This window comes from Campylobacter concisus UNSWCS, from assembly GCF_000466685.1.
Classification (GTDB): Bacteria; Campylobacterota; Campylobacteria; order Campylobacterales; family Campylobacteraceae; genus Campylobacter_A; species Campylobacter_A concisus_A.
The window spans coordinates 94,323-106,022 of sequence record NZ_ANNG01000011.1 but is presented as its reverse complement, the minus strand read 5'-3'; the positions used below and the strand labels follow the sequence as shown (position 1 = coordinate 106,022).

Annotated in this window: 14 protein-coding genes; 9 read left to right on the top strand and 5 right to left on the bottom strand. The window is 32.7% G+C overall.

What is annotated here, in order from left to right:
- Positions 1-256: 256 nt before the first annotated feature.
- The 9 genes from UNSWCS_RS04495 to UNSWCS_RS11800 all read left to right on the top strand — a co-directional run bounded on the left by UNSWCS_RS04495 (position 257) and on the right by UNSWCS_RS11800 (position 7,244).
- Positions 257-469 (top strand): helix-turn-helix domain-containing protein, encoded by a 213-nt coding sequence (locus tag UNSWCS_RS04495; protein WP_021087497.1) that lies wholly within the window; start codon positions 257-259, stop codon positions 467-469.
- A 10-nt stretch (positions 470-479) separates the two neighbouring features.
- Positions 480-731 (top strand): hypothetical protein, encoded by a 252-nt coding sequence (locus UNSWCS_RS04490; RefSeq protein ID WP_021087438.1) that lies wholly within the window; start codon positions 480-482, stop codon positions 729-731.
- Entirely contained in the window at positions 728-961 is a 234-nt protein-coding gene (locus UNSWCS_RS04485) for a histidine kinase (RefSeq protein WP_035143501.1), read from the top strand. The genes UNSWCS_RS04490 and UNSWCS_RS04485 overlap by 4 nt, the downstream gene beginning before the upstream one ends.
- A gap of 181 nt (positions 962-1,142) precedes the next feature.
- Complete coding sequence (locus UNSWCS_RS04480) at positions 1,143-2,429, top strand: tyrosine-type recombinase/integrase (RefSeq protein ID WP_021087421.1); 1,287 nt, start codon at positions 1,143-1,145, stop codon at positions 2,427-2,429.
- A 50-nt stretch (positions 2,430-2,479) separates the two neighbouring features.
- On the top strand, positions 2,480-4,153 hold the full coding sequence (locus tag UNSWCS_RS04475) for a phage integrase SAM-like domain-containing protein (protein ID WP_021087461.1): 1,674 nt from the start codon (positions 2,480-2,482) through the stop codon (positions 4,151-4,153).
- The gene (locus UNSWCS_RS04470; RefSeq protein ID WP_035143498.1) at positions 4,150-4,614 is read left to right on the top strand and encodes a hypothetical protein; all 465 of its coding nucleotides are present in this window, start codon (positions 4,150-4,152) and stop codon (positions 4,612-4,614) included. Before UNSWCS_RS04475 ends, UNSWCS_RS04470 begins: the two co-directional genes overlap by 4 nt.
- Positions 4,615-4,710: 96 nt before the next feature.
- Entirely contained in the window at positions 4,711-5,262 is a 552-nt protein-coding gene (locus UNSWCS_RS04465) for a zinc ribbon domain-containing protein (protein ID WP_021087458.1), read from the top strand.
- Between the two features lie 12 nt (positions 5,263-5,274).
- Positions 5,275-6,756: a double zinc ribbon domain-containing protein gene (locus UNSWCS_RS04460; RefSeq protein WP_021087496.1), complete on the top strand. Its 1,482-nt coding sequence runs from the start codon at positions 5,275-5,277 to the stop codon at positions 6,754-6,756.
- Positions 6,726-7,244, top strand: coding sequence for a tetratricopeptide repeat protein (locus UNSWCS_RS11800; RefSeq protein ID WP_080655745.1), 519 nt, complete (start codon positions 6,726-6,728; stop codon positions 7,242-7,244). Before UNSWCS_RS04460 ends, UNSWCS_RS11800 begins: the two co-directional genes overlap by 31 nt.
- 38 nt (positions 7,245-7,282) lie before the next feature.
- On the opposite strand, the gene UNSWCS_RS04450 is transcribed toward UNSWCS_RS11800, so the two are convergent.
- From UNSWCS_RS04450 to UNSWCS_RS04430, 5 genes are all read right to left on the bottom strand, one after another.
- On the bottom strand, positions 7,283-8,830 hold the full coding sequence (locus UNSWCS_RS04450) for a TraM recognition domain-containing protein (protein ID WP_021087425.1): 1,548 nt from the start codon (positions 8,828-8,830) through the stop codon (positions 7,283-7,285).
- 1 nt (position 8,831) lies between these two features.
- On the bottom strand, positions 8,832-9,389 hold the full coding sequence (locus UNSWCS_RS04445; RefSeq protein WP_021083671.1) for a ClpP family protease: 558 nt from the start codon (positions 9,387-9,389) through the stop codon (positions 8,832-8,834).
- Between the two features lie 97 nt (positions 9,390-9,486).
- A complete protein-coding gene (locus UNSWCS_RS04440) occupies positions 9,487-10,773 on the bottom strand; it encodes a hypothetical protein (protein ID WP_021087505.1) in 1,287 nt (428 codons plus the stop codon).
- A gap of 37 nt (positions 10,774-10,810) precedes the next feature.
- The gene (locus UNSWCS_RS04435; protein WP_035143496.1) at positions 10,811-11,038 is read right to left on the bottom strand and encodes a hypothetical protein; all 228 of its coding nucleotides are present in this window, start codon (positions 11,036-11,038) and stop codon (positions 10,811-10,813) included.
- Between the two features lie 128 nt (positions 11,039-11,166).
- Positions 11,167-11,598 (bottom strand): transcriptional regulator, encoded by a 432-nt coding sequence (locus UNSWCS_RS04430; RefSeq protein ID WP_021087448.1) that lies wholly within the window; start codon positions 11,596-11,598, stop codon positions 11,167-11,169.
- Positions 11,599-11,700 lie beyond the last annotated feature (102 nt).

The window sequence follows — 11,700 nt, the reverse complement described above, 5'->3', positions numbered from 1 at the left end:
ACAGTTTTACAACGTATTAAGGTTGTAACAAACAAGCCCCTAAACATCTTTACTCTGTTGCGGGCGGTAAGTTAAGTTATAAATAGTTTAAAGCCATATTCAGGGCAAATAACATATTTTTTGATATACTTTTATTGCAAACAAGAAATCAAAAAATACTAATGCACAATAATTGTGCATTTGGATAGTGAAATGATAAATAAACAAAACTTAAAAATTAATAAAATGCCAAATAATTTGTCAAAAAGTATGAAAAATGACTAGACAAGAATTAGCAGAAAAATTAAATATCACAAGAAATACGCTAACAAACTGGGAAAAAGAAAAGCCAGAATTAATCAGATTAATAAATCAAGGTCTAGCACTAGATGATCAAATTTTAGAAACTCAAAAATTCTTAGAAAAATTAGAAAAAATAAAAGAAAAAGCAAACAATGGAAAACTAAATATAAAAGAAAAAAATAAATAGAAACATACAAATGACAAATGCAGAAATAGCAAAAAAGCTCAAAATAGCCGAAAAAACTATATACAACTGGCGTAAAAATAGAAAAGAACTTTTTGAAGTTATAGAAAATGGATTAAATTTAAAGGAAAACAAAGAAAGTTTATATGTAAATGATACATATAAAGAATTAATAAAGCTCTTTGAAAAACTATCAGAACAAGAAATTCAATACTATATCCTGGATATAAAAACAAGAATTTTAAAAAAAGAAATAGATAAATGAATAAAAGAGATGTAGCCGAATTTATCGGCAAAGATATAAGAACTATATATAACTGGGAAAAAACTAACCCCAATCTATACAAAATACTAGAATTTTATTTTCAAAAAGAAAGTGAAATAAATCCAACACATAAAGAGCTAATAGAGCTATTTGATAAGTTAAGTGAAATGGAACAACAATTTTATTTATCAGACATAAGAGCAAGAATACTAAAAAAAGAAATAGGTTAATAGAGTAAGACTTCAAATCCCTCTCTGTCCGCCACCAATACAATATTTTTCTTTCCAACTTCCCTAAATTTCGGTGTTTTAACTGCATTTATTAGCAGATATTCTTGTCCTAAATTTCAGACAAATCAGCTTTGTTACAGAAAATTTGCACTTTTGTTACAGAAAATAGACAGGCTCTATCATGGGTTCTAAACTAATTACCAAGATAGCAAACAGACCAAATTTCTACTTTTTTGATACTGCTCTTAAAGATGGCAAAAAGCTAACTGTTAAATTTTGCCTTTTCACAAAAGATCCAGATGAGGCGGTAAGACTAGCAAATTCTATAAAAGCTGCAGCCAACGAAGCTCTTTCTAAAAAGATAACCACAACGCATGCAAACTCTAAAAGCCTAAGAGTCCTAATGAACATTAAAAGACAAAATGAGCGGTGCATTAAACAAAATGGCATATTTTTAGATGTTAGCGAATATAAAGAGCTCTCACAAGAGGTGATAGCTAAATTTTATAATCTAGTAGTCCCAGAAGAAAAGCTTGAAAAAGAGTTCAAAACATTATTGGATGCATCTTTAAGTCCAAAAGAAGCCTCGCCGCTATCTTTTGAAGCAGTAGCTAAAAGATATGTGCAAACAGAGTGTTTAAAGCTAAAATCAAGTGATAAAACCAAGGGCTATTATGTTAAGACTGGCAAGCTCTTGGATGAGTTTTTTAAAGATCATCAAGGTAAAGAGTTTAGCTACAGCGATGCTGAAAACTTTCAAACAACTCTAGCAAGCAAAAAGCTCAATAAAAAGACCATCAATAACTACACATCTTACTCAAAAAGGCTCTTTGACTATGCCATAAAGATGGGCAAGCTCACAACCAATCCTTTTAAAATGCTTACATCTTTTAAAATTTCAGCCGACGAGAAGTCGCCGAAAGATAACTTCAGCCTAGATGAACTAAAAATAGTTTTTGCTACAAAAAGGCTTGATCTACGAAACTATATGATGTTTGCTCTTCATACTGGGCTAAGGCTTAATGAAATTTGGCAACTTAATAGCGACAATGTTGGTGAGCAGGATGGAATAAAATTTATAAATGTTAGAACTGCAAAACAAAGAGGGGGAGTGAAAAAGTATAGACAGATACCTTTGCATGAAAATATTGAGTATTTAAGCGATCTAAAGTGGCTAGAAAATATTAAGAGCAGTAAGGTTAATAGCGATTACTTTAGTAAGCGATTAAATAGACACATCCATAAATGTATCCCACTAGCAAACGTTACATTTCATAGGCTTAGGGGAAATTTTGCTAAGGCTATAAAGGATTACTGTTTGGAGAATTCCTTGACCGATCTAACATCTGTTTTGCTAGGACATAGTGCCGATCTTGCAACTGATACGTACGCAAAGGAAATATCTTTAAAAGCTAAGCAAAATTCTATGATTGGACTAAAAATTTTTAAATTTTTACATAACCAGTGATTTTTGAAAGCAATCGGTATAATTAATAATAAACATAAAAAGGATTTTCGATGGAAAACAATAAAAAATCTATGGATGTGACAATGCAAAAGCTGCTTTGTGTAGAAAAATATGAGGATGTTCATCATGGGCGGGTAAGGGCGTATTATGATACTGATATAAAGTTATTGATGCAAGATGCAATATATTGCCTCAATAAGGGATATTCTAGGTCTAGTGGCGAGAAAAAAAGACAATATTGGCTTAAGATATTTTTAAACCTAGCAAGTTTGTATCCGTGTATTTTATCACTAGATAAAAAAGGCATAGTTAGTAGTACGATTACTAATTTTTTTAACAACTTAGCCGAAAAAGAGTCTCGAAAAAAAAGAATTATTAATCAAGATCAAGTCGTAAGTCAAAATAAACTACCGCCAGAACTTCATATAGATCAAAAAAAGTGGGATAATTTTCTTCAACTGTATTATGGGCAGATAGACTTTAATAATTATTACAACACTCCAGTGAGTAAAAAAATATCTGATGGAGTGTATAAAGTAAGAGATGGCTTTCTCGTAAGGGGTCAATTTATACCGAGTTATATTTTTTTAGAAATTAGAGAGTGTATTATAAAACAAGAAAAGACAAAAATAGTACCTGTAAAGCATCAATATGGTGTTAAACTAGAAAACTTTGAAGATATAGAAAAAGATTTTATGGAGCATGTTGCAAGGAAGCGAAATTTTAGTGATAGTACAAAAAAAGAGTACCATCATGCACTTAAGCTGCTTAAGGAATTTCTTAATGATAGAGACATCAGCATAAGCGATATAAATGTAAAAGTAGCTGAGGACTTTCATGAAGGTCTTATTAAAGAAGAAGGTGTGAGAGCAAGAAACAAAAAGAGAGCAAATAATATAGTAGGCTTTTTATCAAATGTATTTAATAGACTTGCGCATTTAGGAGTAGTTGGTGATAACTTTTTTAAAAAAGAAGCGATAGATCGATTTGGTATTAAAGAGAAAACGACAAAGAGAAATTTCTCTATGAGCGAGTTAATGCTGTTATTTTCTGGAGAACATAATATAGAAAAAGAGATACTAGACTATTTTCGCTTTAAACTACATGTTGGACTTCGTATGGAAGAATTCTTTAGATTAAATGAAAATAGTTTCATAACAGAGACAATAGATGGGCAAACATATAATTGTGTCATTATAGATACAGCAAAAGGCAAATGCAGTAGCGAATCCAAAAGAGTAATTGTCCTACATGAAAATATCAAAGACTTACATAATTATAAATGGGTTAAAGCCATAAAAGAACAATACCCTACAATAAAGTCTTTTAATAAAAAAGCCAATGGCTGCATAAGAAAAGTTATAAGTGATAAAAAAGTTAGTGATCATCGCTTGAGAGGCAACTTTGCTAAGAAATTAGTAGAATACGATCATATAAACAACATAAGTGACTCCATTGTAAATGTTGCAGATGAATTAGGCCACAATACAAATAAAAACAATAGAAAGAATCTTGAAGAATATAATGACCTAGTTAGGGGAATGATGGGTTATAATCTCTCCGACGCTCTTGACATATACGCCCAATCTCAACTTTTGAAACCTAAACTAAGAGACATAAAAGCATTTGATGAATATTCAGGTATTTTCAAATACTTAGATATACCAAGTAATAAAATACCCCATATAAAATCAAATAAAAATAATAAAAAGGATAAAAAATGATAACAATTCATAATAATGAACTTTTGTTCAGACCTGCTTGTTCGGAGGAACTTTATATATTTGATGATCCGTTTGAGACTATTAATGATTGGCTTGATGCGACGATCATGGGCTTAAAACAAGAATGTCCTTTTGTTTTAAGCGGTTCATCTCTTGGCGAATTTACTACAGAAACGAGTGATTTCACAATAGGTGGCGAACAAGGCGAGGCATTGACTTACCAAAATGTATTTGATTTTTGTAAAGAGCTATACGATGAAGTCTTTAAGATCAGGGGCAAGCTAGTTGGGCTCTTTTGTCAGTCCATAGGCTGCACAGACAAAGAGGAATTTGACGAAATTTATCAAAAATTCAATAAAAAACTTGATGAGTTTAAAAAAATTCTAGACAAGTTTAAAATACCACAAGGTTTAGATATGCAATATGGCTTCAAGCAGTCCATGCCTTCTTATATTTATTAAAGCTATGCTTATTTTTAAGAATGAGCTTAGTAAAAGTTAAATAGAATTATTCACTTTGAATAGTTCTATTCTTTAAAAATAAAAAAGGAATGTAGTATGGAGACTAAATTTTGTCCATTTTGTGGTGAGACAATTAACAAAGATGCTATTAAATGCAGATTTTGTGGTAGCTTCTTAAATGAGGAAGCCAAAAACCAAGCAAGAGAACAAATGAATAGCCAAAAAAATATGGCGAATAATCCCCCATATCAAAACCAAGCAAATAATAATGAAATTCCGCTTGGTTTTATAAAAACGTGGGATGGAGAAGTAATCCTAAAGCCACAAGGCTTCAACTTTTGGGCATTTTTGTTTGGGCCTCTATACTATACTGGATATGATAACCTGCTATATATATCTCTAGCAACTATATCAACAGTTTTATTATATTTCTTGATTAGTATAGGCATAAAAAATGATAGTATGGAAATGATTAATATTGTTTATGTGGTTTATTCAATCGGTTTGACCGTGGCACAAATCATAGCGGGTGCAATAGCAAATAAGGTTCTTCCAGTAAAAACAGTTAAATTTAATTATGGCTGGGCAATTGGTGCATTTTTAGTATTGCTTATTGCACAATTGATATCTCTAAGACTATTTTTTTAGTAGGATTTGGGCATGAATAACAATCTAGTCAAATGTCCTTTTTGTGCTGAAGAAATAGAAAAGGACTTGGAATTTTGTCCAATCTGCGATACACAACTAAAAACGCAGTGCCCTTTTTGTAAAGAAGAAGTAAAGACAAATGCCACCAAGTGTAGATTTTGTGGTGAAACTTTGCACTTTATGCCAAAAACCAAAAAAGAGATCATTAAAGAGCAAGAAGAGAATGAAAGAAAAAGGCTGCGAAAGTTAGAAGAAGAAGCAAGAGAGGAGCAGCTAAGAAAAGAAAAAGAAGAAGAGGCAATTCGCTTGAGAGAGCAAAGACAGCGTGAGTTAGAAGAAGCTAGACTTGCTGAGGAAGCTAAAAAAAGAGAAAACAAAGAGCAACTAAAAAAGCATATAAAAAACTATAAATTTATATATGCTATAGCTATTTTTATACTTGCTGTAGCGGTAGCTTCTGCATTTATATTCTTAGGAAATCCAAGTAGATATGAAATTTATAGTCTAGAAAATGAATGCGAAAATCAAAATGGTGATAGTTGTATGAAGTTGGCATACTTTTATGAAAAGGAGCATGACACTGCAGCAAAGCTGTATGCAGACAAAGCAATAAGTCTTCTAAGAGAGAAGTGCAAATCTGACTCTAAAGCCTGCTATCAACTAGGCCTGATTTATGAACATGGCGACTATCAAACTAGTAGTTTTACTTTAGAGAAGATAAAAAATGTAGATTATAAAGAGGCTTATGAATACTACAAAACATCTTGCAAATTAGATAATACGCAAGCTTGCGATAAGCAAAAAGCACTTGAAGACGATGCAAAAATTGCTTGCGAGATAGGGATAAGCGATGGCTGCATAAAACTGGCTAAAGATTATGAACAAAAAAACGACCTAGAGCATGCAAATGAGATCTATACAAAGCTATGTAATAATAATAACAAAGAAGCTTGCAAGGCTTTAGCTGGCAATCTACTAAAAGGTAATCCCTCTGAAAAAAATATAAAAGTAGCTTATGAGATATATAAAAAAGTTGATGCCTCTAAAGCAAATACAGTTTTTAACGGCGAACATGGATGCCTTCTAAACAATAGTCTTGCTTGCTTTGAAATGGGATTAGAATATAACAGCAATGGTGATTATAAGAAGGCAAATGAATATTTTGAGATGGGGTGTAATTTAGAGGATGGCGGATCTTGCTCTTATTTAGGCGTTAATTACCAAATGGGAAATGGGGTCTTGGCAGATATAGAAAAAGCAAAAGAGTTTTACCAAAAAGCTTGCGATCTTAAAGATGGTTTTACTTGCAAAAGCCTGGCTAATCTATATAGGCTTGAAAAAAATATAGATAGTGCTGCCATAAATTATGAAAAAGCTTGTAATCTTGGTATGGCTAAATCATGTGGGTATGCAAGCGAACTTTTTAAGGATGACGCAAACTCTTTTAAGGATCTAAAAAAGCTATCGAATTTGCTAAAAAAGGGTGCGATCTAAAAGATGGCAAGAGCTGCTTTATCCTTGGTGCTGGATACGGGGAAGGTGATGGTATAAAAAAGGATCTTAAAGAAGCCAATAAATACTATCAAAAAGCTTGCGATCTAAATAACAATGCTGATGGATGTGCAAGTCTTGGCTATAACTATAAATATGGCTATGGGATAACTAAAGATCTAACTTTGGCTAATAAATATAATCAAAAAGCTTGTGATGCAGTAAGTGGTAGAGGTTGTAACTATCTTGGCGTAAATTATAGAGATGGCGCTGGCTTTGAAAAAAATATGCAAAACGCATACTCTTACTTCAAAAAATCTTGTTATAACTACAACTATGCTAGGGGATGCACAAATTTAGGCGAAATATTATGCAAATATGGCAATTATACCAATGCAAAACAAGAAGCACAAGACGCGCTAAATAAAGCATACTATAAACTAGGCGACAAAAAAGCACTAGATATACTTAATCAATATTTTAGCAACTAAACACTCATGGGAAATTCTCCCATGAGTAAATTTACATCTTATAAAATCTCCCAGAGCTCTTTATCTTCGTCACTTGCTTCGTTTGCTTCTTGAACTAAAACGTTTAGTCTTTTAAGCAGCGCATCAAGTTTTTGATTTAGCACTGGCACTTCAGACTTCTTTTTTGTCACTATGTCTTGTTTTATGAGCAAAGAGCGCCTTTTAAATAGCTGCTCGTTATATACTAAAATTTCATTATCCCCAAGATCTACATTAGTAAAACTACTACAGATGCCAAGCTCTTTTTGATAGCTTAGCTCAGCCTTTAAAAGGTCATTTTCATCTATAAATATAGGCGAAGCTTTATAAATTTTACCATCGTGGTAATACTCAAATTTTTTTAACTTGCTAAAGTCTTTATCCTCTCCGCTGGCGTATTGTCTGACCGAGTTTTTAAAGAAATATTGATTGGTTAAATTTCCCACCAGCTCTTTATATCTTGAGTCACTACCAAGGCTGCTTTTTAGCACATCTTCATTTTGAAAGGCAAGTATTAGCTCAACCCTAGCCTCTCTTAGTACGTCAGCGTGTAGGTCCGTTGATGGATTTAGCACACGCTGCGCTTCATCTATAAAGATACTAACTGGCACCTTCTCTTCGTTTGCTATGCGTTGCGCCATATTTGAAAGGGTGGAATTTAGCATAAGCTCTACCGCACTATCCTTTAGCCCTTGAGAATTTACAACGACTATCTTTCCTTCATTTAGTAGCTTGCTTATGCTGTTGCCATGATAGTTTAGCATCTCATCATCGGCTATGCTTTGCAAGGCAAAAAGCATAAATGTGTAGTTTGAAAAAAGTCTTGCTTTTTGTGACTCTTCATCATTTCTTACACCTTCATACTCCTTGAAAGCTTGTATGAAATTTTCAGATTTTTCATTAAACTCGCCTAATGCCCAAATTTTCTCATTTAAAGAGCTAACCAAAGATTTTTTACTTATAACTCTTGCAAATGCCGTGTCGCTTTTTACATGATCATCTACCAGCTTAACTAAGGCATAAAATTTTTTAAAGTCGCCTAGTTGCTGGGTTGATTTGCATAAATTTGCAAAGCTTGGCTTTATATCTTTTGCTCTATTTTCTATATATGGGGTGCAAAAACCTTGCTCCATAAGGTCGCATATCGCCTTCATCGTTGAAAGAGACTTTGTGGCGATATTTGCCGCTAAATTTCCCCAAAATGGATCACGCTTTGTGCCAAATGTCTTTTGAAAGAAATTCATCAATAAGCTCTCACTTGCATCATCCATTATATTTATTTTGTTCCCCCATGGCACATTTATCATTACGACATCTTTTAGTCTGCCATGCTTCTTGGCTAAAAATTTAACCTTTTTATGCTCAACTCCTTTGTAGTCAAAGACAAGCATCCCATGCCCTACTTTTATACGCTCATCCATCGCTGGTAGGATCGCTGAAGTGGTCTTACCACAACCTGTTTGCCCTGTTATCATCGCATGCGTAAAGCTTATAGGTATGCTAAGAGCGTTTGAAGTAGCGACTTGAGCTAGCTCTTTTTTGTTGTTGATTAGTGAAAAAACTGACATATTATTCTCCTTTATTAGTTGGTATTATTTCATTAGCTAGGCCATAAGCAATGGCTGATGATGCGTCTATATAGCAGTCTCTATCGGTGAGTTGCTCTATCTTTGCTATTTTTAGATTGCTGTTAGCCTTTATCATCTCATTGACTTTTGATTTGATTTTTAAAATTTGATTTGCGATTAGTTCGATGTCGCTTGCCTGACCTGATGCACCACCAAGAGGCTGATGAAGCATGAGGCTTGAGTTTGGCAGCATATAGCGCTTATCTCCATTTAAAAATATGAGTGCAGACATGGAGGCAGCTAGCCCCACGCAAAATGTATTGATTGGTGATTTTATGGTTTTCATAAAGTCGATTAGTCCAAAGCCATCATATATAGAGCCTCCAGGGCCACTTATATATATGTTTATGTCGCTTTGATCTACGCTGTCAAGATACAAAAGTGTTTTTTGTGTAGTTAGGCAAATTTCTTGATCGATCTGCCCATATAAAAAGATATTTCTATCAGCCAGCAAGCTCATGTGAATGTCGGCGAAATTTAGCTTGTCAAACTCTGCCATCTTCTCTCCTTGTTTTTGGTTTTTGTGAGAGAAGTTTAAGATAGTAGATGAGCCTTTAAATTCCACCTATTGCTTCTAGAGCCGGTGGCTTGGTCGTTTATAAAAGCTCTAGATCGTTTATGTGATGTCCTAAAGCAGGAGTTCTTTTTTCATCAATGAATAAATTTAAGCTCTTACCAAGGAGATCTTCAAAGTAAATTTTAGCTAGCTCTTTAGAGTTTTTGTATCTAAAAGGAGCGTGCGTGGCAAGATATAGTCCGTAGATATCATCTATAAGCCACTGCCTTGCGTATCTATCTTTGTTTATTTCAAAATTTTTGTAAGAAAGGTCATTTTTTAGATTATCTAGCTCCTTTTTAAATTTGCTTAACACAAAAATATTTTCATCTTTAAGGGATTGATATATAAGCTCATGATCTAAAAGAGAGCTGTCATCTAAAGATCTTAAGCTCTTTTTAGTAGGGGTAGTTTTTATTTTTATCACATTTTGCTTTATCTTCCAAATTTCATCATAAATTTGATCAAAGTTACCAAAAAATGCGGGTGAAAATATAATCAAAGCGTCATCTTCTCTAAAGCTTATATATCTATCTTTAAAAATTTCAAGCTCAAAAATTTCTGATCCCATATTGCTAAAAACTAGCGCTTGATTGTCCCTATCTAGCCCCATCACAAAGCCTCTTTTTATGATCAAAACATTCATGGATTTTAAAAATCTCTGAACTTTTGCCTCGTCATAAACATAGCTTAAAAGATAAAGCGTCATATCATCTGGCTGACTACTTGAAAAGTCTTTGTATTCGCCCTTCCAAAAGTACTCCCCTGAGTTTAAACACATCATTATAAAAGCAGCGTCTTGCATATACGCAAATTTTTTATCATCAACTATTGACCTACTTTTTAGAGATTTTATATGCTTTTCTAGGTATTCATTTGGAGCTAGGATGTAACTATTTTTATCATTTATATGCTGTTTTTGGCTCGGTACTAAATTTTGATCTAGCTTTATAAGTGCAAAAAACTCTTCACATACTTCTTTTAGCTTTTTATTTATCTGCTTTCTTTTGCTGTCTATTTTTTCATCAAAATTTTTAATGTAGCCACGAAGTCTTGGCACATTTACTATTAGATCTTCGTCTTTACCACAAACTTTGCAAACTTCATCCATAAATTTTTCAGTCTGCATATTTCTTTTTTTATCGACCACCTTTTCAAGTAGAGCATGGTCATTTTTACTAAAATCATAAAATTTACCAACAAAAAGAGAGAGCGCATATGTATTTACAAGAGAGTTTAAAATAGGTGTTTGATGTATTTTTAGATTATTATTTGGTTTCTTTTTACTTCCATCATTAAAAAGATCATATTCAACCTCGAATGACATATTTTATCCTTGTAGTTTTTAATAGACCCGTAGTATTTCAATAGACTACGTTCACCAAAATTCTATCTATATTTTTATTAGTTTTCCAAAAAACAAAGCAATAATATTGCTGAAATGATAAGTCATAGCCGTCTGTTCTATTTTGAAGCACATAGATTGATTGAACACCTGTATCTATAATGTATTTGAAATTGCTAGTAGCACCTCTTTCTAATCCATACACCATACTAGCCAAAAAGCATACAACAAATAATGCCTTTTTCATCGAGAACTACTTTTTCTATAAGTAAAAATTTGCAAGTATATTATTCATTACGAACTTTATTTAATATAAAATTTATTCTAACTACATAGTTTCTAGGTATGGTTGTCTTTATGGCGAGTAGAAGGTGGTTATAAAAGAGAAATATCTCTCATATGTCTTAGCGTTTGCTCTTTGTTTTTCTCTAGAATTTCTATTAGCCTTGATAAGAGTGGCTCTGAAGCATATTGACAAAGATCTATGATGCGACTTATGTTTTGTAAATTTTCATATTCTTTGTCATTGTAATTACATTTATTGACCATATCTTTTAAAAAGCTTGAGATATTAAGGTCGTCTATAAAAAGTTCTTGTTCGCTTACTCCAAGGGCTTTTGCTATATAAGGTATAAGCTCAGCTTTGATCTCTCTATTTCCATTGAGATAGTTATATATAGATGGCAGAGACGGCACTTCGCCTGTGCTTTTTAGTCTAGGTTCAAGATCTATAAATTTTTGGACAAAGTCCTTTTTCTTTAACTTTTTACTTCTTAGGATCGCATTTATTCTTTCATAAATTTGCATTTTACACTCTTTGAAATTGCTCTAAATTTAAGAAGTATAATTGATAAAAAAATACTATATGAATTAAGTATTCAATAAGAATAATTCTAATAAAATTATCCG